23 protein-coding genes are annotated in these 20,115 nt (G+C 66.5%); 4 read left to right on the forward strand and 19 right to left on the reverse strand.

The window, feature by feature from the left end; genetic code table 11:
- Nucleotide 1: 1 nt before the first annotated feature.
- On the reverse strand, nucleotides 2-580 hold the full coding sequence (locus DFO47_RS02715; RefSeq protein ID WP_133830674.1) for a TlpA disulfide reductase family protein: 579 nt from the start codon (nucleotides 578-580) through the stop codon (nucleotides 2-4).
- Between the two features lie 35 nt (nucleotides 581-615).
- Nucleotides 616-1,296: a histidine phosphatase family protein gene (locus DFO47_RS02720; protein ID WP_026264588.1), complete on the reverse strand. Its 681-nt coding sequence runs from the start codon at nucleotides 1,294-1,296 to the stop codon at nucleotides 616-618.
- A gap of 202 nt (nucleotides 1,297-1,498) precedes the next feature.
- Here DFO47_RS02720 and DFO47_RS02725 point away from each other — a divergent pair, with 202 nt between their 5' ends.
- Nucleotides 1,499-2,047 (forward strand): YceI family protein, encoded by a 549-nt coding sequence (locus DFO47_RS02725; protein ID WP_109045203.1) that lies wholly within the window; start codon nucleotides 1,499-1,501, stop codon nucleotides 2,045-2,047.
- A gap of 202 nt (nucleotides 2,048-2,249) precedes the next feature.
- Nucleotides 2,250-3,038: a hypothetical protein gene (locus tag DFO47_RS02730; protein ID WP_133830582.1), complete on the forward strand. Its 789-nt coding sequence runs from the start codon at nucleotides 2,250-2,252 to the stop codon at nucleotides 3,036-3,038.
- A 75-nt stretch (nucleotides 3,039-3,113) separates the two neighbouring features.
- Here DFO47_RS02730 and DFO47_RS02735 read toward each other — a convergent pair whose 3' ends face one another.
- Both DFO47_RS02735 and DFO47_RS02740 read right to left on the reverse strand, forming a co-directional pair.
- Entirely contained in the window at nucleotides 3,114-3,818 is a 705-nt protein-coding gene (locus DFO47_RS02735) for a redox-sensing transcriptional repressor Rex (protein WP_133830583.1), read from the reverse strand.
- A 10-nt stretch (nucleotides 3,819-3,828) separates the two neighbouring features.
- Nucleotides 3,829-4,083: a glutaredoxin family protein gene (locus DFO47_RS02740; RefSeq protein ID WP_109045200.1), complete on the reverse strand. Its 255-nt coding sequence runs from the start codon at nucleotides 4,081-4,083 to the stop codon at nucleotides 3,829-3,831.
- Nucleotides 4,084-4,161: 78 nt separating this feature from the next.
- Between DFO47_RS02740 and DFO47_RS02745 the strand changes: the two genes are divergently transcribed.
- Entirely contained in the window at nucleotides 4,162-4,980 is an 819-nt protein-coding gene (locus DFO47_RS02745) for an HAD-IB family hydrolase (RefSeq protein WP_018761776.1), read from the forward strand.
- A gap of 140 nt (nucleotides 4,981-5,120) precedes the next feature.
- Here the strand turns inward: DFO47_RS02745 and DFO47_RS02750 are convergent, their stop codons facing one another.
- The 11 genes from DFO47_RS02750 to DFO47_RS02800 form a co-directional block, all read right to left on the reverse strand.
- The gene (locus tag DFO47_RS02750; protein WP_003792170.1) at nucleotides 5,121-5,219 is read right to left on the reverse strand and encodes an AURKAIP1/COX24 domain-containing protein; all 99 of its coding nucleotides are present in this window, start codon (nucleotides 5,217-5,219) and stop codon (nucleotides 5,121-5,123) included.
- Nucleotides 5,220-5,370: 151 nt separating this feature from the next.
- Nucleotides 5,371-5,583, reverse strand: a complete 213-nt coding sequence (locus tag DFO47_RS02755) for a helix-turn-helix domain-containing protein (RefSeq protein ID WP_018761777.1) — start codon at nucleotides 5,581-5,583, stop codon at nucleotides 5,371-5,373.
- 143 nt (nucleotides 5,584-5,726) lie between these two features.
- Nucleotides 5,727-6,848, reverse strand: coding sequence for a 3-deoxy-7-phosphoheptulonate synthase (locus DFO47_RS02760; protein ID WP_133830584.1), 1,122 nt, complete (start codon nucleotides 6,846-6,848; stop codon nucleotides 5,727-5,729).
- A gap of 242 nt (nucleotides 6,849-7,090) precedes the next feature.
- The gene (locus DFO47_RS02765) at nucleotides 7,091-8,110 is read right to left on the reverse strand and encodes an acetylxylan esterase (RefSeq protein ID WP_133830585.1); all 1,020 of its coding nucleotides are present in this window, start codon (nucleotides 8,108-8,110) and stop codon (nucleotides 7,091-7,093) included.
- Nucleotides 8,111-8,164: 54 nt separating this feature from the next.
- On the reverse strand, nucleotides 8,165-8,794 hold the full coding sequence (locus tag DFO47_RS02770; protein ID WP_018761780.1) for an LUD domain-containing protein: 630 nt from the start codon (nucleotides 8,792-8,794) through the stop codon (nucleotides 8,165-8,167).
- Nucleotides 8,791-10,263 (reverse strand): LutB/LldF family L-lactate oxidation iron-sulfur protein, encoded by a 1,473-nt coding sequence (locus DFO47_RS02775; protein ID WP_109045197.1) that lies wholly within the window; start codon nucleotides 10,261-10,263, stop codon nucleotides 8,791-8,793. The genes DFO47_RS02770 and DFO47_RS02775 overlap by 4 nt, the downstream gene beginning before the upstream one ends.
- Complete coding sequence (locus DFO47_RS02780; protein WP_018761782.1) at nucleotides 10,263-11,066, reverse strand: (Fe-S)-binding protein; 804 nt, start codon at nucleotides 11,064-11,066, stop codon at nucleotides 10,263-10,265. Before DFO47_RS02780 ends, DFO47_RS02775 begins: the two co-directional genes overlap by 1 nt.
- Before the next feature lie 4 nt (nucleotides 11,067-11,070).
- Nucleotides 11,071-12,558, reverse strand: coding sequence for a rhamnulokinase family protein (locus tag DFO47_RS02785; protein ID WP_133830586.1), 1,488 nt, complete (start codon nucleotides 12,556-12,558; stop codon nucleotides 11,071-11,073).
- Entirely contained in the window at nucleotides 12,555-14,597 is a 2,043-nt protein-coding gene (locus DFO47_RS02790) for a bifunctional aldolase/short-chain dehydrogenase (protein ID WP_166651662.1), read from the reverse strand. The genes DFO47_RS02785 and DFO47_RS02790 overlap by 4 nt, the downstream gene beginning before the upstream one ends.
- An 11-nt stretch (nucleotides 14,598-14,608) precedes the next feature.
- Nucleotides 14,609-15,775 carry an L-rhamnose isomerase gene (gene rhaI, locus DFO47_RS02795; RefSeq protein WP_133830588.1) on the reverse strand — a complete coding sequence of 389 codons (1,167 nt, stop codon included), beginning with the start codon at nucleotides 15,773-15,775 and terminating at the stop codon, nucleotides 14,609-14,611.
- A gap of 91 nt (nucleotides 15,776-15,866) precedes the next feature.
- Complete coding sequence (locus DFO47_RS02800) at nucleotides 15,867-16,211, reverse strand: L-rhamnose mutarotase (RefSeq protein WP_133830589.1); 345 nt, start codon at nucleotides 16,209-16,211, stop codon at nucleotides 15,867-15,869.
- A gap of 151 nt (nucleotides 16,212-16,362) precedes the next feature.
- Here DFO47_RS02800 and DFO47_RS02805 point away from each other — a divergent pair, with 151 nt between their 5' ends.
- On the forward strand, nucleotides 16,363-17,385 hold the full coding sequence (locus DFO47_RS02805; protein ID WP_018761787.1) for a LacI family DNA-binding transcriptional regulator: 1,023 nt from the start codon (nucleotides 16,363-16,365) through the stop codon (nucleotides 17,383-17,385).
- 12 nt (nucleotides 17,386-17,397) lie between these two features.
- Here DFO47_RS02805 and DFO47_RS02810 read toward each other — a convergent pair whose 3' ends face one another.
- The 4 genes from DFO47_RS02810 to DFO47_RS02825 all read right to left on the reverse strand — a co-directional run bounded on the left by DFO47_RS02810 (nucleotide 17,398) and on the right by DFO47_RS02825 (nucleotide 20,115).
- Nucleotides 17,398-17,775, reverse strand: a complete 378-nt coding sequence (locus tag DFO47_RS02810; RefSeq protein ID WP_109045191.1) for an STAS/SEC14 domain-containing protein — start codon at nucleotides 17,773-17,775, stop codon at nucleotides 17,398-17,400.
- Nucleotides 17,776-17,836: 61 nt separating this feature from the next.
- The gene (locus tag DFO47_RS02815) at nucleotides 17,837-18,493 is read right to left on the reverse strand and encodes a DUF1961 family protein (RefSeq protein WP_243835309.1); all 657 of its coding nucleotides are present in this window, start codon (nucleotides 18,491-18,493) and stop codon (nucleotides 17,837-17,839) included.
- Nucleotides 18,494-18,508: 15 nt separating this feature from the next.
- Nucleotides 18,509-19,219: a rhamnogalacturonan acetylesterase gene (locus DFO47_RS02820; RefSeq protein ID WP_133830591.1), complete on the reverse strand. Its 711-nt coding sequence runs from the start codon at nucleotides 19,217-19,219 to the stop codon at nucleotides 18,509-18,511.
- Nucleotides 19,220-19,242: 23 nt separating this feature from the next.
- The gene (locus DFO47_RS02825) at nucleotides 19,243-20,115 is read right to left on the reverse strand and encodes a carbohydrate ABC transporter permease (protein ID WP_018761791.1); all 873 of its coding nucleotides are present in this window, start codon (nucleotides 20,113-20,115) and stop codon (nucleotides 19,243-19,245) included.

The following is a 20,115-nucleotide window of genomic DNA, read 5'->3' on the forward strand; positions in this document are numbered from 1 at the left end:
CCTACTCCGCCACGGCGGCGGTGATGAGGGCCTTCAAGGTGCCCTTTTCGATCTCGCCGAGGACCCGGGACGCCACGCGCCCCTGCTTGTCCAGGACCAGGGTGGTGGGAACTGCCCCGGGCGGAACCAGGCCGGACACGGACAGCAGGACGCCGCCGTCCTTGTCATCGAAGCTCGGGTAGGTCAGGTTGAAGGTCTTCTCGAACGCCTCCGCCGTGGGCTTCTCATCCCGGAGGTTGACGCCGAAGAACTGCACGCCCTGGTCCTTGAACTCCTGATGGAGTTCTTCGAGGATGGGCGCCTCCACCCGGCACGGGGCGCAGGCGGCGAACCAGAAGTTCAGGATGCTGACCTTGCCCTGGAAGTCGGCAGGGGTGACCTTGTCGCCACTGAAGAGTGCCCCTTGGATCTGGACGGCTTCCTTGCGGTCGCCGGCGGCGAATTCGGTGACGGAGCCGTCGCCTGCCACGTAGTTCTTGTTGTCCCCGGCCTTTGCCTGCTTGGCCAGGGCGTCTTCCTGGGCGCAGCCGGACAAGCCCAGGGTCAGTGCGCCGAGGGCCAGGCCGCCCGCGGCGAGCATACTCCGGCGCGTAGGGAGGAAATCATTGGTCACAGCTAGGCTCCAGGGGTGCTGGCGGCACCGGGAAGAAGGGACGCGGCGGGTTCGCTGTAGTCGACCCGCACCAGGGAGCCGGCGTCGTCGAACACCAGGGACGTAACGGAGGTCAGCGTGCACTCGCGCTTGCGGGGATCGTGCCACAGGGGCCGGCCTTCGGCGCTGAGCCGTGCGGCCCAGATGGGCAGTTGGTGGCTGACGAGGATGGCCTCGGGTCCTGCGGCACCGAAATCGCCGGCGGCCAGTTCAATCGCCCGGAGCCGGGCGTCCTGCGCTGCGGCGGCAACGCGGGCCGCCTGCTGCGTGTAGGGCTCGCCCCACGACGGGCGCAGCGGATTGACCAGCCGGGGCCAGTGCTTGGGCCGGCGGAGTTCTGCCTTGGTGACCTTCATGCCCTCGAAGTAGTTTTCCGCCTCGATAATCCGCGGCTCCGTGTGGATTTCCAGGTGCAGGGCTTCCGACGTCGGCCGTGCCGTTTCCTGCGCACGGTCCAGCGGCGACGCGGCCAGGTAGGTGATCCGTGCGCCCTGCTCGGCACGCTGCCGGAAGTGCTCGGCGAGGGTCCTGGCCATCTCCTGCCCCAGTTCGGAGAGGTGGAATTCGGGGAGCCGTCCGTACAGAACGCCGTCGGGATTATGGACCTCGCCGTGGCGGAGCAGATGGACAGTGGCTTGGGGCATGTTTACCAGTTTCTCAAAGATGGCGTGCGATCCGAAATCTTCTACAAACAGTAGAACTTAAGTTTCTGAAGAAATGTTCCAAACATGGGAACAAAAGATGCAAATGCATGTTTATACTGGATGCAGCAAGTTAGTTGAGGCTTCAACCGATGAAGGTTCAACTGCATGACCCCAACAGGCATTACGAACAAGGAGCATCATCATGGCACTTCCCGCAGACGTCACCACCGGCACCTGGACCCTGGACAACTCCCACAGCGAGATCGGCTTCACCGTCCGTCACGCCGGCATCAGCAAGGTCCGCGGCCAGTTCACCGAAGCCGCCGCGACGCTTGACCTCGTCGAGGATGTGGCCGACTCGAAGATCAACGCCACCATCAAGACCGCCAGCTTCGACTCCGGCGATGCCAACCGCGACGGCCACGTCAAGGGGGAGGATTTCTTCGACGTGGAGAAGTTCCCGGAGATCTCCTTCGTCTCCAACGGCCTGGTGGCAAAGGGCAACAGCTACGAGCTCAGCGGTGACCTCACCATCAAGGGCGTCACCCGCCCGGTAACCCTGGAGACCGAGTTCAACGGCGTGGCCGTTGACCCGTTCGGCAACACCCGCGCAGGCGTCTCCGCGGAGACCACCATCAGCCGCAAGGATTTCGGCCTGACCTGGAACGCCGTCCTGGAGACCGGCGGCGTGCTGGTCAGCGACAAGGTTGCCATCAACCTGGAGCTCGCCTTCATCGCTCCCGCAGCCTGATTCCGCTCCGGCCCACCCCGGCAGCAGGCATTTCGCCTGGTGCCGGGGTGCCGCATTTAAGGTCCGTCGCACCGTGAACGGCCCCGCGGAATCACGCACAACCAGGGCTGCCGGGGGTACGGTGGACCTAAGCCATGCTGGGGGCGGCACAGGACCGATTCCCGGCAGCCCGCCCGGATCCCGACCTGCAGAAGGAACGCCCATGAGTACTCCTCCCGTCCCGCCTCCCGTGCCCCACGATCCGCCATCCGGAAGCGACCAGCCCGGCAGCGGCCAGCCGGCCGGCGAGCAGCCCCGCTACGGACAAAACACCCCGCAGTACGGGCAGAACGCCCCGCAATACGGACAGAACGCACCCGGTACGCAGCCGCCGGCAGCCCCGCAGTACGGCCAGAACCCGCCCCAGTACGGGCAGAACGCCCCGCAGGCCCCCGGCTACGGACAGCAGCAGCCCTATGGACAGCAGCCGTACGGCCAGTCCCCCTACGGCCAGTACCCGTCGGAGCAGCCGCAGCCGGCGGCAAGCACCGGCATCCCCCAACTGGTCAACATTTCCTTTTGGATGCTGATCGCAGCCGCCGTGATCTTCGTCATCTCCCTGCTCACCGGGTTGACCCAGCTTGATGATCCGGCATTCCGGCAGGCCTTTGACCAGCAGGTCAAGGCCAGCGACGCGGGCATCACGTACGACGACATCAAGGGCGTCATCGCCGGAACCCTGGTGGTCTTCGCCATCATCGGGGCCGGACTGTACCTGCTGGTGGCATTCTTCGTCCGCAAGGGCAAGAACTGGGCTCGCATCCTGGGGACGGTGCTGGCGGCCCTGTCGGTGCTGGGCCTCTTCGGGGTTCCGTCGTTCGCCACCGTCGGCACGGTCCTGGGCATCGCGGCCATTGTGCTGCTCTACCTTCCCGCGGCCGCCCCGTACTTCCGGAAGCAGCAGTTCGGCAACCCGTATGCCGGCGGCTTCGGAAACCCCTACGGCCGGTAGCAGCCTGCCACACCACGGAAAACGGCCCGGGACGCCTCGCAGCGTCCCGGGCCGTTTTCTTTTATCCGGTGGTCCTTACGCGGTCTGGCCCGGCGCCTGTGCCCGCTGGGCGTGGTATGCCAGGATCTGCAGCTCGGTGGCCATGTCCACCTTGCGGAGGTTCACGCCTTCCGGGACCTGCAGCATCACGGGCGCGAAGCTCAGGACGCTGTGCACGCCTGCGGCCACCACGCGGTCGCAGATGCCTTGGGCCACAGCCGCCGGGAGCGCCAGCACCACCATGTTGGCTCCGGTGCGGTGCAGGACGGTTTCAAGGTCTGCCACGTCGCTGACCCGCAGCCAGCCCACCTCGTTGCCCACCACCATCTGATCGGCGTCGAAGATCGCCACGACGTCGAACCCGCGGGATTCGAAGCCGCCGTACCGGGCCAGGGCCTTGCCCAGGTTTCCGGCGCCGACGATCGCGACTTTCCAGTCGTGCGTGAGGCCAAGGGCCGCTGCGATATGGCGGCTGAGGTACTGCACCTCATAGCCCACTCCCCTGGTGCCGTAGGACCCCACATGGGACAGGTCCTTGCGCAGCGTCGAGGAACTGACGCCGGAGGCCTCCGCCAATGACTCGGACGAGACCCGCTCGACGCCCTCTGCCAGCAAGGTGTTCAAGGCGCGGAGGTACAGGGTCAGCCGGGCCACCGCCGCGGGCGGGATCTGCTTGGCCGGCGTACCGGTGGCGCCCGGAAGGTCCGGGACGGGCTGGGACGTTGGTTCCAGGGACGTCATTGGCCTCCCCCTACCGGGCCATGGCGCGCTGCAGCACGCGTTCCAGGCGGGCTTCGTCAATTTTCCAAAAGTCGCGCTGGACCCCGTCCACCAGGACCACCGGGATTTCCTCGGCATAGCGTTCGCGCAGCTCGGGCTGGTGGTCCACCGACTCTTCGGCCCAGGTCAGTCCCAACGAGGCGGTAACCCGGCCGACGGCGTCGCGCGCCTCTTCGCAAAGGTGGCAGTCAGCTTTGGTGACCAGGACGACGCGGGGGGTAGCCATGGCTTAACGGTATCGCCGTTCGCGGCATGCGGGCGACGCCGACGGCGGCGGGCCGGCCTATTGACTAGACTCGAGTCCATGCCCGAGGAGAAATACGTCGCCGTAGTCACGCGGCCCGTCACTGCGCCGCAGCCCGGTGAAGCGGCGTTTTTCGACGTGGACAACACCTTGATGCGCGGCGCCAGCCTCTTCCATGTGGCCCGGAAAATGCACCAGCGCGGGGCGTTCACCCTGAGGCAGGCGGCTGGTATGGCCTGGAAACAGTTCAAGTTTGTGGCCCGCGGTGAAAACATGGATGATGTCCACGCCGTCCGGGACTCGGCCCTGACCCTGGCTGTGGGCATCAGCGTTGACGATATCCGGGCGTTGGGCGAAGAGGTCTATGACGAAATGATCGCCTCCCGGATCTGGCCGGGTGCCAAGGCCCTGGCCGAGCAGCACCTGCGCGTGGGCCGCCGGGTGTGGCTGGTCACGGCCACGCCCATCGAAGTTGCCACGGTCATTTCCACCCGCCTGGGCCTGACCGGCGCCCTCGGCACGGTCGGGGAAGTCTCCGACGGAATGTACACCGGCCGTTTGGTGGGCGATATCCTGCATGGCTCGGCCAAGGCCGTGGCTGTCCAGGCCATCGCCGACGAGGAGGACCTGGACCTGAAGCGCTGCTGGGCGTACAGCGACTCCTATAACGACGTTCCGCTGCTTTCCCTGGTAGGCCACCCCGTGGCCATCAACCCCGATGCCAAGCTCCGCCGGCACGCCCGCGACCGTAACTGGCCGGTCTACGATTTCCGTGCCGGCCGCCGCGCCGCCACCTTCGGGCTTAAGGTGGCAACCTTTGGCGGCGCCATCTACGGGCTGTGGAAGGGTTTCGCCCGGATGCGCGGCCCGCGCCTGTAGCTAGCTTTCACGCGCGTCTGGATATCCCGCGAGTCTGCGTGCCCCCGCCTGCAGGTTCCCGCACCGTAGCCTCCAGCGCACGAAAAAACGCCCGCCGCCTTTGCAGGCGACGGGCGTTCTCCACGCTGTTCGAAGTATTGCTACTTCTTGTTGCGGCGCTGGTGACGAGTCTTGCGAAGCAGCTTGCGGTGCTTCTTCTTGGCCATACGCTTGCGACGCTTCTTAATAACTGAACCCACGAAAGTTCCTTACAAACTAGATGCAGTACCTGTCTGATGGAAATGGTTCGTGGACAGAGCTACGAACTGGACAACTGACAGATTCTTACAATGACGTAAAACGTTCCTTAACAGGGTACCGCCTATCGGAGGCGGCTTGGGACAAGCTGCCTTAGGCTGTCTCGGAGTGACCGTCCACCACGGCACCCTTGAGGTACTGCTCCACGGCATTCTCAGGTACCCGGTAGGAGCGGCCGAACCGCACTGCCGGCATTTCGCCGGAGTGGACCAGCCGGTAAACAGTCATTTTAGAGACGCGCATGACCTCGGCCACTTCAGCCACGGTCAGGAACTTCGCGTTGGAGAAGTTCTGTTCTGCCGACATTTCCCTATTTTCCTTTGCTGACGGATGGACAACAGTGACCCCAGGTACGTGCCAATGCGGTGTTCCGATGCTGAGCCATCCACCAATCACCTAAATAGATACTCTAGATGTTCATGTGGCAGATGTGAAAGTAGGTAAAGCCACTATTTCGCCTGCCGGCGCTTCCGCGCCGAGGCAGCCAACTGCTCCAGCACGGAGGCGGAAACGTCCCAGTCCATGCAGGCATCGGTGACGCTCTGGCCGTACACGAGTTCGGAGCGGCCGGCCGCGTGCTCGGCAACGTCCAGGTTCTGGGCGCCACCCACCAGGAAGCTTTCCAGCATCACCCCGGCGATCGCCTGCGCCGCGGCGCCCCCGTCCTCAAGCTGGGCACCGATCTCCAGCGCCACCTCGGCCTGGCGGTGATGGCTCTTGCCGCTGTTGGCGTGGCTGGCGTCAACCACCAGGCGCGGGTTCAGGCCCTTTCCGGCCAGCTCCCCGGACGCCCGTTCGACGTCGGCGGCTGAGTAGTTGGGGCCCTTGCGTCCGCCGCGGAGGATGACGTGGGTATCCGGGTTCCCGGCTGTGGCCACCAGTGCCGCCCGGCCGTCGCCGTCGATCCCCAGGAACGCCTGCGCCGCCGCCGCGGCGCCGCACGCGTCGATCGCCACCTGCAGGCCGCCGTCGGTCCCGTTCTTGAAGCCGATGGGCATGGACAGGCCGGAGGCAAGCTGCCGGTGGATCTGGCTTTCGGTGGTGCGGGCGCCGATGGCACCCCAGGAAATCAGGTCCGCCATGTATTGCGGGCTGATCGGCTCCAGGAATTCGGTGGCGGTGGGCAGTCCCAGCGCGGTCACCTGCTGCAGGAACTGCCTGGCGGTGCGCAGCCCGGTGACCATGTCGTGGCTGCCATCCAGCCGGGGGTCGTTGATCAGGCCCTTCCAGCCGACGATGGTGCGGGGCTTTTCGAAGTAGGTCCGCATGACCACCAGCAGGTCTTCCTTGTGCTTTTCAGCCTGGCTGACCAGCCGGCGGGCGTATTCCAGGCCGGCTTTGGGGTCGTGGATGGAGCATGGGCCCACGATGACCAGCAGGCGGTCGTCCACGCCGTCCATGATGGCCCGGACCTGGTCGCGTCCGCGTTCGACGACGTCAGCCGCCCGGGCGTCAAGGGGCAGTTCGGCGAGGAGCCCGGAAGGGGTGGGCAGCGCGGTGAATTCGCTGACGCGCAGGTTCGAGGTGGTTGTGGTGCCGGCGTTGGCGGCTGCTGCTGTTGCGGTGCTCATGTTCGGGTCCTGTTCCAGATGGGAAGCGGGCCCGGATTTCAGAACCCGCCGGAGAAACGGCGAAGGGCAGAGAATGATCTCTGCCCTGTTGGCTCTGAAGGAATGCTGGATGCGTGTCAGTTAGACGCGGGCCCCTCCAGAGCCAACGAAAAATACGCATACCAACGGTTAGTCATGGAAAAGACCATAAGCCCGGCCGTCCGCCGCCGCAAAATCAGCGTCCGTCACATTCCCGCGCCGGCCTACCCCAGGAGCTTGCGCAGGTACTGCAGCTGCCGGATCCAGTGGTGTTCCTGGCCGCCTTCATGGTTGTTGAACCGGTACACCTCGATCTCCTTGGCCGCCCCGGTGGAGGATGCCCCGGACGTCCGGGAGCCGTAGGCGTTGAAGCTGGCGAAGACCGTGGACGGCGGGCAGATGTCGTCCATCTGGGCCACCGAGTAGAGCGCCGGTGCCGTGGCGTACCGGGCCAGGTTGACGCCGTCGAAGTAGTTCAGGACCCCGAGTGCGTGCTGGTACCGGTCGCGGTGGCGCGCCAGGAACTGGGCGATCTCCGGGTAGGGCCCGCGCGGGGTGATGTCGATGGCGCGGGGGAAGTCCTGCAGGAAGGGGACGTCGGGAAGGGCGGCGATGACGCCGTCGAGCCGTCCCGCAGTGAGGCTCGCCGTGGCCACCACGATGCCGCCGCCCTGGCTGACTCCGGCGAGGACCACTTTGGCTGGATCGACGGCGGGGTGGGCCTGGGCTGCCTCCACGGCGCGGAAGGCGTCCACGTAGACGCGCCGGTAGTAGTAGTCCTCGCGCTTCGCCAGGCCCCGGGTCATCAGGCCCGCGTGCGCTACGTCCCCGGCGGAGGGGTGCGGGTCCGGAGTGTCCCCCAGGGTGCCGCCGTACCCCTGGCCGCGGGTGTCCATGATGAAATGCGCGTAGCCGGCCTGGGCCCAGCGGGTGTCCTGGTTGACCAGGCCCCGGCCGCCCGAATAGCCGACGTAGTGCACCACCACGGGCAGCCTGGTGCCGTCTTCCCGGGCGGCGGGCAGGTGCAGCCAGCCCTTGACCGGCGCCCCGCCGTAGCCGGAAAAGGTGACGTCGAACGTGTCGATGACCGTCAGGTGGTTCTCCACCGGTTCGAACGCGGCGTTCAAGGGGAAGGCCCTGGCTTCTTCGAGGGTGGCGTCCCAAAACGCGCCCAGGTCCTCCGGCGGCGTGACGTCGGAAGTGTAGCTGCGCAGCTGGGCCAGGGGCAGGTCGAAGAGGGGCATCGTTGTCCGTTCTGTCAGGGGTGGTTGGCGGCCTGGTTGCAGCCTACTTCAGCTTCACCGGATGATGACGACATCCAGCCGCCGGGGCCCGTGGACGCCTTCGACGCGTTCAAGCTCGATGTCCGAGGTTGCGCTCGGTCCGCTGATCATGGTGAGGGGCTTTGTTCCGTCCAGGCGGCGGAGCGCTTCGGGCAGGATCGCGGTGACGTCCCGGCTGCGCACCACGCAGACGTGGTGGTCCGGGATGAGCGAGATGGCGCGGCGGCCCTGGTCCGGGCTGCCGTCCAGGATGATGGTCCCGGATTCCGCCACGGTCACCGCACTGGCGGTCACCACGGCGTCTGTTGCGTCGAGCTCGGTGACGGACCTCGCTCCGTGCGCGCCGCCGTCGTACCTGATCCTGCTGGTGTCTGTCTCCCAGGCCAGCCAGGCCGGGTCCAGGCCGGCGGGAACCACGTAGGAGCCGGCCCCGGCGAGGAGGTCCCGGATGGTGGCGGGGACTGCGTCTTCGTCCACCACGGTGACTCCGGCCTTGTAGTCCTCCAACCGGTCCACCAGGACGTCGATGCGCTGCTGCGCGTCGGCCTCCCCGTCCAGCCGGTACTTCCGGGGGATGTCCGGGACGGCGGGGGCGTCCTTGAGTGCGGTGCGGACGGCCGCAAGGATCTGTTCCCGGGTGCTCATGGTCTCTTGTGCTCCTTGGCCCACCAGTCACGGAAGGACTGCGCCGGGGGCGCCGGGATGTCCCGGCTTTGGGTCCAGCCGGCGGCGAGGCCGGGCAGTTTCTTGATCTTCTTGTCCCGTCCGGCGGCGGCCCGGCCCAGGGGCAGGAGCTTTTCGACGGCGGCCAGGCGGCGTCCGTCGGAGAGCGCCCAAGAGGCGGCCTTGAGTCCCACGTCCAGCTGGGACGGCAGGCCGCCGCGGTGGGCGTCCACGTCCTTGCCGCGCAGGTGGACCAGGATGTCCGGGATGTTGATCTTCACCGGACAGGCGTCGTAGCAGGCGCCGCAGAGCGAGGACGCATACGGCAACGAGCCGTTCTCTTCCGCCTCGATGCCGGTCATCAGCGGCGACAGGATGGCGCCGATGGGGCCAGGGTACGTGGAGCCGTAGGCGTGGCCGCCTGCCCGCTCGTAGACCGGGCAGACGTTGATGCAGGCGCTGCAGCGGATGCAGTGGAGCGCTGAGCGTCCCATCTCGTCGGCCAGGGCATTGGTGCGGCCGTTGTCCAGCAGGATCACGTGGAAATTCGACGGACCATCGCCCTCGGTCACGCCGGTCCACAGTGAGGTGTACGGGTTCATCCGCTCGCCGGTGGAGGAGCGCGGCAGCAGCTGGAGGAAGACTTCAAGGTCGGAGAACGTGGGAAGCAGCTTCTCGATGCCCATGACCGTGATCAGGGTTTCGGGGAGGGTCAGGCACATCCGGCCGTTGCCCTCGGACTCCACCACACCCAGCGTGCCGGAGTCGGCGATGCCGAAGTTGGCGCCGGAGACTGCCACCTTCGCGGTGAGGAACTTGGCCCGCAGGTGGGCGCGGGCGGCCATGGCCAGCCGGCGGGGTTCGTCCGTGAGGCCGGGATCGACGCCGGGCATTTCCTGGAGGAAGATGTCGCGGACCTCAGTGCGGTTCTTGTGGATCGCCGGGACCAGGATGTGGCTGGGCTTGTCGTGGCCCAGCTGGACGATGAGCTCGGCAAGGTCGGTCTCGAACGCCGAGATGCCGCGCTCTTCCAGGTACTCGTTCATGCCGATTTCCTGGGTGGCCATGGACTTGACCTTGACCACCTCATCCACGCCTTGGGCGGTGACCAGCCCGTGGATGATCGCGTTGGCCTCGTCGGCGTCGCGGGCCCAGTGGACCGTTCCGCCGCGGGCGGTGACGTTGGCTTCGAAAGCCTCCAGGAGTTCCGGCAGCCGGGCCATGACGGAGGTCTTCAAGGCACTGCCCGCCTCCCGCAGTTCCTCCCAGTCCGGCAGCTCACCGGTCACGGCCAGGCGCTTGGCGCGGATGGTGGACGTGGCGTGCTTCAGGTTCTTCCGCAGCTGGCTGTTGCCGAGCTCGCGGCGGGCAGCGGACGGAAACTTCTCTTCGGCGAACAGGTTGCCGATGCCGGGGCGCAGGCCGGGCATCCCGATCGGGGTGCGGGACATTATTTGGCCACCACCTTGACGGTTCGCCCGGCGGGCCCGGGGACCGCGACCGGTTCCGTTTCGGTGCTGGCAAGGATTTCCGCCAGGTGGAGGGTACCTATGGTGTCTGCCTGCCGCGACAGGCCACCGCCGATGTGCATCAGGCACGAGTAGTCGCCGCCGGCGCACACGGACGCACCGGTGCTGCGGATGTTCGCTGTTTTGTCCGCCAGCATCGCGGATGAGACGTCGGCATTCTTCACGGAGAACGTGCCGCCGAAGCCGCAGCACTGGTCCGCTTCCGGCAGGTCCACCAGTTCCAGGCCCTTGACACCCCGCAGCAGCCCGGCCTGCCGGTCACCCAGCGTGAGCAGCCGCATGCCGTGGCAGGACGGGTGGTACGTCACGGTGTGCGGAAAGTAAGAGCCCAGCTGCGCCGCCGGGTTGGTGACGCCCAGGACGTCCACCAGGAGTTCCGAGAGTTCGTAGGTCTTCTTTCCGACGGCGTCAGCCCGCTCTTCCAGGGCGGCGTCCCCCGCGTGCCGGGCCACCATGGGGTGCTGGTGCTTCACCGAGGCGACGCAGGAACCGGACGGCGCCACGGCGACGTCGTAATCTTCGGATTCGAAGGCCCGCACGTGGTTGGCCACCACGGGAAGGGCTTCCTTGAGGTAGCCGCTGTTGACGTGCATCTGCCCGCAGCAGGCCTGCCCCTGGGGAAAGACCACCTCGTGGCCCAGGCGTTCAAGGACCGCCACCGTTGCTTGGGCGGCGCGTGGATACATGGCGTCCACGATGCAGGTGGCGAAAAGTGCGATCTTCATGGGCTCAATTCCTGGCGGCGTTCACGGGCAGGGGCGCGGGGTCGTAGCGGCGAAGGCTCGTTCCCGTCGCGATGATTTCGCGCAGCTGCGGCAGCCCGCCCGCGGCTGCCCCGGCCGCGCGGGCCTGTACGAGCACGTTGCCCAGGGCAGTGGCTTCCACGGGTCCGGCGATGACGGGACGTCCGGTGGCGTTGGCGGTGAGCTGGCAGAGCAAGGTGTTCTGCGAACCGCCGCCCACCACATGGACCACTTCCACGGCACGGCCGGCAAGGCGTTCGGCCGCGGTGATGGTCCGGGCGTAACCACTGGCGAGGCTGTCCATGATGCAGCGGGTGATCGCCGCAGGATCGTCGGGCAGGACCTCACCGGTGCGCCGGACCGCCGCCCGGATGCGCTCGGGCATGTTGTCAGGAGCGATGAAGTAGGGATCATCGGCGTTCACTTCCGGACCACCGGCAGGAAGGGCCGCGGCCGCCGTGAGCAGGGCGGTCAGTTCCGGCCGGAAGCCCTCCAAGGCCCAGGTCCGCTGGCATTCGCTGAGCAGCCAGAGCCCGCCCATGTTGCGCAGGTACCGGATGGTGCCGTCCACCCCGCGTTCATTGGTGAAGTTGGCTTCCCGGCCGGCCTCGGTCAGGACCGGATGCTTCAGTTCCAGTCCCACCAGCGACCACGTGCCGGAGGAAATGTAGGCGAAGGCATCCTTCTCCGCAGGGACCGCGGCGACGGCGGATGCGGTGTCATGCGAGCCGACGGCCACCACCTTCGTGTCCTGGGTAAGCCCCACCGCAGCGGCAATCTCCGGCAGCAGCGTGCCGACAGTTTCACCGGGCTGGATCAGCGGCGGGAACAGGTCCTTCCGTAAGCCCAGTGGAGCGAAGAACTCAGTGGCCCACTCCCCTGCCACGGCGTCGAACAGCCCGGTAGTGGAGGCATTCGTGGCTTCCGTCCGGCGGATGCCCGTGAGCAGGAAGGCGATCAGGTCCGGGATCAGCAGGGACTGCAGCCCGTCGAGGTCCTGTTCCGCGGCCAACTGGTAGATGGTGTTGAACTGCAGGAACTGCAACCCCGTGGTGGCATAGAGGCGCGCGGGGTCCAGCTTGGCGTGGACCGGCGCCACTGCGGCCCGGCTGCGGTCGTCGCGGTAACTGAACGGCTGCGCCACCAGCCGGCCGGCCTTGGTCACCAGGCCGTAGTCCACGGCCCAGGTGTCAATACCGATGCTGGCAATGGTTTCCCCCTGCGCCGAGGCCACGGTGGCCGCAGCCCTAAGGCCGGCAAGGACTTCGGCGAACAACGCGTCGAAGTCCCAGCGGAGGCCGCCATCGATCTCCACCACTCCGTTGGGGAAGCGGTGGACGGTCTCCAGCGACACCCCGGCGCCGGGAGTCACGCGGCCCAGCATGACCCGGCCGGACGAGGCACCGATGTCCACGGCGGCGAAGACGCCGGCGCCGGAACCAGCGCCGTCAACGCCTGGAACGTGCGTGCTCATCGCAGGAAGGCTGCGGCCACTCCGGCGTCCACGGGGATGTGCAGGCCGGTGGTGTGGGACAGTTCGTTGCTGGTGAGGACGGCGGCCGCGTTGGCTACGTGCTCGGGCAGGACTTCGCGCTTGAGCAGTGTGCGCTGGGCGTAGTATTCGCCCAGCTTCTCCTCGTCGACGCCGTAGACCGCCGCGCGTTTTGCGCCCCAGCCGCCGGCGAAGATGCCGGAGCCGCGGACCACGCCGTCGGGGTTGATGCCGTTGACGCGGATGCCGTGCTCACCCAGTTCGGCCGCGAGGAGCCGGACCTGGTGGGCCTGGTCTGCCTTGGTGGCGGAGTAGGCGATGTTGTTGGGGCCGGCGAACACGGAGTTCTTCGAGGAGATGTAGATGATGTCCCCGCCCAAGCCCTGCGCGATCATGACCTTCGCGGCGGCCTTGGCCACCAGGAAGGAGCCCTTGGCCATGACGTTGTGCTGCAGGTCCCAGTCCTTTTCGGTGGTTTCCAGCAGCGGCTTGGAGATGGACAGTCCGGCGTTGTTGACCACCAGGTCCACGCCGCCGAAGGCCAGGACGGCGGCGTCGATCGCCGCGGCGACCTGGGCCTCATCCGTGACGTCCGCCTGGACGCCGATGGCAACGTCCGGGCCGCCGAGTTCTTCGGCCACCTTCTGCGCATTCTCGAGGTTCAGGTCGGCGATGACCACGCACGCGCCTTCCGCGGCGAGGCGGGTGGCGATGGCCTTGCCGATCCCGGATGCCGCGCCGGTCACCAGCGCAATGCGGGTGGCGTGCGACTTGGGCTTGGGCATCCGGGCCAGCTTGGCTTCCTCCAGCGCCCAGTATTCGATCCGGAACTTCTCGGATTCCTCGATGGGTGCGTAGGTGGAGATGGCCTCGGCGCCGCGCATGACGTTGATGGCATTGATGTAGAACTCGCCGGCAACCCGGGCGGTCTGCTTGTTGGCGCCGAAGGAGAACATCCCCACGCCGGGCACCAGCACGATGGCCGGGTCGGCGCCGCGCAGCGCCGGCGAATCGGCATCGGCGTGGCGGTCGTAGTACGCCTGGTAGTCCTCGCGGTAGTCGGCGTGGAGCTCCTGCAGCCGGGCAATCGAATCCTCGATGGAGGCGTCGGCCGGAAGATCCAGGATCAGCGGCTTGACCTTGGTGCGGAGGAAGTGGTCCGGGCAGGAGGTACCCAGGGCGCCCAGGCGCGGGTGCTCGGCGGCTTCGAGGAAGTCCAGGACGACGGCGTCGTCGCTGAAGTGCCCCAGCTGCGGCTTGTCCGTGGAGGCCAGGCCGCGGATCACCGGTGCCAACGCTGCGGCTTTGGCACGGCGTTCGGTTTCCGGCAGAGCGCCGTAACCCGGGAGCTTGGCGCCGAAGGGCTCGGCCGTGCCGTTCTCTGCGATGTACTTTTCGGCCTGGTCGATGATCCACAGGGAATTGGCTTCCGCTTCTTCGCTGGTGGCGCCCCAGGCGGTGATGCCGTGGCCGCCCAGGATGGTGCCGATGGCCTGCGGGTTGGCGTCCTTGATCGCTGCGATGTCCAGGCCCAGCTGGAAACCGGGGCGGCGCCAGGGAACCCAGACCACTTTGTTGCCGAAGATCTTGGTGGTTAGTGCTTCCCCGTCAACGGCGGTGGCAATGGCGATGCCGGAGTCCGGGTGCAGGTGGTCCACATGGGCGGCGTCCACCAAACCATGCATCGCCGTGTCGATCGACGGTGCGGCCCCGCCCTTGCCGTGCAGGCAATAATCGAAAGCCGCCACCATCTCGTCTTCACGCTCAACGCCCGGGTACACGTTCTTCAGGGCGGTCAACCGGTCCAGCCGGAGCACGGCCAGGTTCTGTGGCTTCAGCGTGCCCAGGTCCCCACCGGACCCCTTCACCCACAACAGCTGGACGTCCTCGCCCGTGACCGGGTCCTTCTCGATGCCTTTGGCGGAGGTGTTCCCGCCGGCAAAGTTGGTGTTCCGCTTGTCCGCGCCGAGGCGGTTGGAACGGGAAATCAGGTCTTCAACAGTCTTGGCTGCGTTCTGCATGTTCATGCCCTTTATGCGCCCCATCCGGCTTGCTGGCCGCCTGCGCGGTCCTCGTTGATCTGTTTCTGGTAGCCGCTGGCCTTGTAGGCAGCGATCGGGTCCGCGGGCAGGCCGCGGGATTCACGCCATTCAGCCAGGATGGGCCGGACGTCGGTGTAGAACGCATCGTTGAAGATGCCGTTCGCGGCCAGCACGTCCCCGGCGCGCTGTGCCTCGCCCAGGGCGGTGGTGTCCACCAGCAGGGCGCGGGCCGTCATCTCCTGGACGTTCAGGACCGAGCGGATCTGTCCCGGGAGCTTCTCCTCCAGGTTGTGGCACTGGTCCAGCATGAGGGCGACGCCGGCCTCTTTCCCGAAACCGCCGCCACGGATCACCTCGTGCATGATGCGGAAGAGCTGGAACGGATCGGCGGCGCCCACGATCAGGTCGTCGTCGGCGTAGAAGCGCGAGTTGAAGTCGAAGGACCCCAGCTTGCCCAGGCGAAGCAGCTGCATCACGATGAACTCGATGTTGGTGCCGGGGGCATGGTGGCCGGTGTCCAGGCAGACGAACGCCTTCTCCCCAAGTGCCAGGGTCTGCGCGTAGGACGTGCCCCAGTCCGGGACATCGGTGTGGTAGAAAGCCGGTTCGAAGAACTTGTACTCCAGCACCAGCCGCTGTTCATCCCCCAGGGCCGCGTAGATTTCCTGCAGGGATTCGGCCAGCCGGTCCTGCCGGCCGCGGATATCGTCCTGGCCCGGGTAGTTGGTGCCGTCCGCCAACCAGATCTTCAGGTCGCGTGAGCCCGTAGCGTGCATGATCTGGATGCAGTCCAGGTGATGCTCGATGGCGCGGCGGCGCACCGACTCGTTGGAGGAGGTCAGGGAACCGAACTTGTACTCGTCATCCTGGAAGGTATTGGAGTTGATGGTGCCCAGCCCCACCCCCAGGCCGGCGGCGTAATCCTTCAGGGCTGCGTAATCGTCCACCTTGTCCCACGGGATGTGCAGGGCCACGGTGGGGGCCAGCCCGGTCAGTTCGTGGACTTTGGCGGCATCGGCCAGCTTTTCCTGGACCGTGCGCGGCGTGCCGGGCGTACCGAACACCTTGAACCGCGTGCCTGAATTTCCATAGGCCCACGAGGGGACCTCGATGGCAAGCTCCTCGAGCCTGCCCAGCGCCGTTGCTACGTCGTTCATGATGTTCTTTCCGGTGTGTGGTTCGTGTGGTTGTGGTGCCCCGCTGCTGGAGCCCTGTTGCTGTTGGTGCGAAAGTTGTGCGCGCAGGCGGTCAGCCTGCGGATGCGCTGGCCGCCAACTGGCTGTCAAGGTTGAAGACTTCCTCCAGCACGCGGAACCCCTCATCGGGCGACTGGCCGGAGTCTTCAAAGAGTGTTGCCATTTCCGCCTGCCACCTGGCGTTGACCTCCGTCAGGGCCATCCGGGCGCGGACGGCGTCGAAGTCGTCACATTCCACGTACCCCACCAGGAGCCCGTCCTCTCCAAGGAACAGCGAATAGTTGTGCCAGCCGGCTTCTTTGAGGGCGATCAGCATCTCCGGCCATACCGCTGCGTGCCGGCGGCGGTACTCGTCGATGAGCGCCGGCTGGACCGAGGAACGGAAACAGACCCTCATTGGTTCTCCTGTTCAAACTCGCGTTTTTTGAATCGTTTCATTGTTACGATTCAAAGTACAGTTGAACCTGAGCAGGTGTCAAGCAATGGCAGAGAACTTTTGATCGTCCGCGCGGGACACCCGGCCGCGGACAGACCAGCACGGAGATTCGATGAACCGGACAGCAAGTATCAAGGACGTCGCCACCCACGCAAGCGTGGCCGTGGGAACGGTCTCGAACGTCCTGAACTACCCGGACCGGGTATCGGAGCGGACCAGGGAACGGGTCCTGCGGGCCATCGACGAGCTGGGCTTCGTCCGCAATGATGCCGCCCGCCAGCTCCGGGTTGGCCACAGCCGCACCATCGGCCTCATTGTCCTGGACGTGGGCAACCCCTTCTTCACCTCCGTGGTCCGCTCGGCCGAGGACGCCGCCGCCCTCCAGGGCAGCGCCGTGCTGCTCGGGGACAGCGGACACGACGCCGGCCGCGAAGCGAATTACATCGACCTCTTCCAGGAGCAGCGCGTTCAGGGCCTGCTGATTTCCCCGGTAGGCGATGTCACGGACCGGTTGGACCTCCTCCGCGAGCGCGGCGTCCCCACCGTCCTGGTGGACCGGCTGGCTGACGAATCCAAGTTCAGCTCCGTGGCAGTGGATGACGACGCAGGCGGTTACCTCGCAGCCCGGCACCTGCTGGACACCGGCCGCCGCCGGCTCGCCTTCGTGGGTGGCCCCACCTCCATCCGCCAGGTGGCGGACCGCCTCGAAGGCGCCCGCCGGGCCGTCAAGGAGGAACCGGACGCCACCTTGGAGGTGCTGGACTCGGAGGGCCAGACGGTCCTTGCCGGCCGAAGCGTGGGCGACATGCTGGTGCAGCGGGGCCGCGCGGAGCTGCCGGACGGAATTTTCTGCGCCAACGACCTCCTGGCCCTGGGCGTCATGCAGTCCCTCACCATGACGCACACCTTCCGCATCCCGGAGGATGTGGCATTGATTGGTTATGACGACATCGATTTTGCGGTTTCCGCCGTGGTCCCCCTGTCCTCCATCCGCCAGCCCACCGAGTTGCTGGGGCGGACGGCCATCGAGCTGTTGTCCGAAGAAGTGGAATCCCAAAACCCTGTCCACCGGGCGGTAGTGTTCACGCCCGAGCTGGTGGTACGGCAGAGCACGGCCGCGCCGGCAGCCGGCTGAGCCGCGGGTCCGCTACTTGTCCTGCTGCAGCAGCCATTTCATGGACTCGGACCGGGACGTGAAGAAGCGCGTGGGGCACGGCGGAATGTGGACACCCAGGAAAAAGTTGGCGATGATCCGGTCCACCGGGCTTGCCCCGAGCAGGGCGATGCGGTTGGCCGCGCACGGGATGGAGAAGACCCCGCGGGCTTCCCGGCTGACAGACTCCGTGGTGGCCATGTCCACCAGCATGGGGTAGCTGCCGTCGCCGGCGATGTCGTTGACCGTGGCCATTGCTGCCTGCGCATCGTGGACTTCGATCCGTACCTTGGGCTCCCAGATGAGATGGAGAATGCCGTCCGGGCCCAGCTCCACCGTCCCCTTGCCGCCGTCGACCAATACGGGTTCCATGTCCCGCCTCCCTCCAGTGGGCAGATGTACGCCTCCTATCTTGCCTCAGTGCGGAAGCGACCTAAACCTTCTCCACCAGCAGGTTGCGGTAGGCGGCGCGCAGCGGTGCCATCTGGCGGAATCCGATCCGGCCGCCGCCCAACACTTTGTCCGACGGATCGTGCCACTGAAAGAGCCTCAACCCGTTGATGGCGAACTCCACCCGTGGCCCTTCTTTCACGACGTTGAGGCGGTAGAAGCCGGCGGCGTCTTCCGTGGGCGGCAGCGGATCCGCGCCTTGGGCCACCAGTTCGAAGCCGGCACTCTTTCGGAGGTTGCACGTGCGGAAGGCGCGCTCGGACTGGTGTTTGTGCCGGAAGTAGGAAACGTGCAGTACATCGATGTCCCCCGAGTGGTACTGCGGGTAGTACCCGGTCCGGGGCGCGAGCGAAGGGCTGAAAAGGTCCAGCCCGCCCTGTCCGGCGGCCGCGAAGAACAGCATGGCCAGGCCCGGTTCGGCGAGCGGCAGGAAGTCCCAGCTGATGCGGATGCCGTCCGGAAACTCCTCGGGGCACCAAAAGGTCCAGTGCGCATGGTCGCCGAACTCGCCGTCATCCAGGGTGCCGGACAGCTCCAGGGCGCCGTTATGGCTGCCGAGGCCCAAGGGCCCTTCCGCCACCCAGCCGGCGACATCGTCCGGGCCTGCCAGCGGGTTGCTGTAGAGGACGCCCGTTGCCAAGCCCGCGGCGTCCACCTAGCCCTGTCCCGACGTCGTACCCAATGCCGGCTCAAGGACTCCGTATCCCAGCCGGCCAAGCTGCCGGGCCACCTCCCCGGCCACCAGCATGGCACCCTGCCGCGAGAAGTGGGTGTTGTCCGCCAGGCCACCCGGCCAGCGGGCGTGCTCACCGGGCGCGAAGTGGCAGAAGAGGTTCCGCGATCTGTCACGCCCCAGCCGCAGGTACAGGTCCCGGGTCCAGGCGTTCAGGTCCACCACCGGCACCCCCAGTTCCAGGCCGAGTTCGCGGACCACCTCGGGGTAGTCCTCCAGGCTTGCCTCCAGGACAGCGCCCGACGCCGGGCCGTCGCTCTGGTGCCTGGCGTCGAGGAAGTGCAGCCGCTCCACCGAGGTGCACAGGAGCGGCGCGGCGCCGGCCCCGTGCACCTCGTCCACCATGGTGCGCAGGTTGGCCGCGTATCCGGTTCGCGCGGCGAGGTGCTGCTTCTTCTGGTCGTTGTGGCCGAACTGGATGAGCACCGCGTCGCCGGGCCCGGACTCGGCCAGCAGGTCCGCCCAGAGCCCCTCGTCGCGGAAGGATTCCGTGCTTGCCCCGCCTTTGGCGAAGTTGTGCACCGAGCCCCACCGATAGGTATGCGGCGGAAGTTGCGCTCCCCAACCGCTCATCGGGAACTCTTGGGTGGGGCAGTCGGCAACCGTGGAGTCGCCGGCCAGCAGGATTTTCATGGTGTGCTTCCTCCAGTACGGGGTCAGCCCTTGACGGAGCCGATGAGCATGCCCTTGGCAAAGTGCTTTTGCAGGAACGGATAGAAGATCAGGATGGGCAGGGTGGCCACCACGATCACCGCAAACTTGATGCCCTGTTCCGGCGGGATGTAGTTGGGGTCCACGTTGCCGGTGCCCAGGAGGTCCGAGGCGGCGGTGACCTGCCGCAGGTACATCTGCAGCGTCCACTTGGAGTTGTCGCTCAGGTACAACAACGGGGACATGAAGTCGTTCCAGATCCCCACGGCGTAAAAGAGCGCGAACGTTGCGAGCACCGGCTTGGACAGCGGCAACAGGATCCGCCAGAGGATCCCGATCTCGGTGGCGCCGTCCATCTTGGCCGATTCCTCAAGCTCGGCAGGGAGTTCCTGGAAGAAATTCTTGATGATGATCAGGCTGAAGGGGTTGATGGCCGCCGGCAGGATCAGGGCCCAGTACGAGTTGAGCAGGCCCAGGTCCTTGACCAGCAGGAAGGTGGGGATCATGCCGCCGGAGAAGACCATGGCGAAGACCACCAGCGACAGGATGACGTTCCTGCCACGCAGGCTCTTCTTGGCCAGCGGGTAGGCCATGGTCACGGTGAAGGCCAGCTGGACCAAGGTGCCCACGGCGGTGACCAGGATGGTGGTGACCAGGGCGCGGGTGAACGCCGGGGTGGCGAAGATGTACTCGTAGGAGCCCAGGGTGAATTTCTCGGGCCAGACGAAGAATGCCCGGCGGGTGATCTCCGCTTCGGTGGCGAAGGACCCGGCGAAGACGTAGACGAACGGCAGCAGGGTGATGATGCCGATCAGGGCAAGGAACACATAGTTGACGGCGTCGAAAACCCGGCCGCCGCGGGTGTTGTGGATTTTCAT

This window comes from Arthrobacter sp. AG258 (assembly GCF_004364695.1).
Classification (GTDB): Bacteria; Actinomycetota; Actinomycetes; order Actinomycetales; family Micrococcaceae; genus Arthrobacter.

Excerpts from the sequence above, each read along its gene's own strand:
- DFO47_RS02715 (WP_133830674.1), bottom strand. The coding sequence starts at position 580 with ATGCTCGCCGCGGGCGGCCTGGCCCTCGGCGCACTGACCCTGGGCTTG.
- DFO47_RS02720 (WP_026264588.1), bottom strand. The coding sequence starts at position 1,296 with ATGCCCCAAGCCACTGTCCATCTGCTCCGCCACGGCGAGGTCCATAAT.
- DFO47_RS02725 (WP_109045203.1), top strand. The coding sequence starts at position 1,499 with ATGGCACTTCCCGCAGACGTCACCACCGGCACCTGGACCCTGGACAAC.
- DFO47_RS02730 (WP_133830582.1), top strand. The coding sequence starts at position 2,250 with ATGAGTACTCCTCCCGTCCCGCCTCCCGTGCCCCACGATCCGCCATCC.
- DFO47_RS02735 (WP_133830583.1), bottom strand. The coding sequence starts at position 3,818 with ATGACGTCCCTGGAACCAACGTCCCAGCCCGTCCCGGACCTTCCGGGC.
- DFO47_RS02740 (WP_109045200.1), bottom strand. The coding sequence starts at position 4,083 with ATGGCTACCCCCCGCGTCGTCCTGGTCACCAAAGCTGACTGCCACCTT.
- DFO47_RS02745 (WP_018761776.1), top strand. The coding sequence starts at position 4,162 with ATGCCCGAGGAGAAATACGTCGCCGTAGTCACGCGGCCCGTCACTGCG.
- DFO47_RS02755 (WP_018761777.1), bottom strand. The coding sequence starts at position 5,583 with ATGTCGGCAGAACAGAACTTCTCCAACGCGAAGTTCCTGACCGTGGCT.
- DFO47_RS02760 (WP_133830584.1), bottom strand. The coding sequence starts at position 6,848 with ATGAGCACCGCAACAGCAGCAGCCGCCAACGCCGGCACCACAACCACC.
- DFO47_RS02765 (WP_133830585.1), bottom strand. The coding sequence starts at position 8,110 with ATGCCCCTCTTCGACCTGCCCCTGGCCCAGCTGCGCAGCTACACTTCC.
- DFO47_RS02770 (WP_018761780.1), bottom strand. The coding sequence starts at position 8,794 with ATGAGCACCCGGGAACAGATCCTTGCGGCCGTCCGCACCGCACTCAAG.
- DFO47_RS02775 (WP_109045197.1), bottom strand. The coding sequence starts at position 10,263 with ATGTCCCGCACCCCGATCGGGATGCCCGGCCTGCGCCCCGGCATCGGC.
- DFO47_RS02780 (WP_018761782.1), bottom strand. The coding sequence starts at position 11,066 with ATGAAGATCGCACTTTTCGCCACCTGCATCGTGGACGCCATGTATCCA.
- DFO47_RS02785 (WP_133830586.1), bottom strand. The coding sequence starts at position 12,558 with ATGAGCACGCACGTTCCAGGCGTTGACGGCGCTGGTTCCGGCGCCGGC.
- DFO47_RS02790 (WP_166651662.1), bottom strand. The coding sequence starts at position 14,597 with ATGCAGAACGCAGCCAAGACTGTTGAAGACCTGATTTCCCGTTCCAAC.
- rhaI (WP_133830588.1), bottom strand. The coding sequence starts at position 15,775 with ATGAACGACGTAGCAACGGCGCTGGGCAGGCTCGAGGAGCTTGCCATC.
- DFO47_RS02800 (WP_133830589.1), bottom strand. The coding sequence starts at position 16,211 with ATGAGGGTCTGTTTCCGTTCCTCGGTCCAGCCGGCGCTCATCGACGAG.
- DFO47_RS02805 (WP_018761787.1), top strand. The coding sequence starts at position 16,363 with ATGAACCGGACAGCAAGTATCAAGGACGTCGCCACCCACGCAAGCGTG.
- DFO47_RS02810 (WP_109045191.1), bottom strand. The coding sequence starts at position 17,775 with ATGGAACCCGTATTGGTCGACGGCGGCAAGGGGACGGTGGAGCTGGGC.
- DFO47_RS02820 (WP_133830591.1), bottom strand. The coding sequence starts at position 19,219 with ATGAAAATCCTGCTGGCCGGCGACTCCACGGTTGCCGACTGCCCCACC.
- DFO47_RS02825 (WP_018761791.1), bottom strand. The coding sequence starts at position 20,115 with ATGAAAATCCACAACACCCGCGGCGGCCGGGTTTTCGACGCCGTCAAC.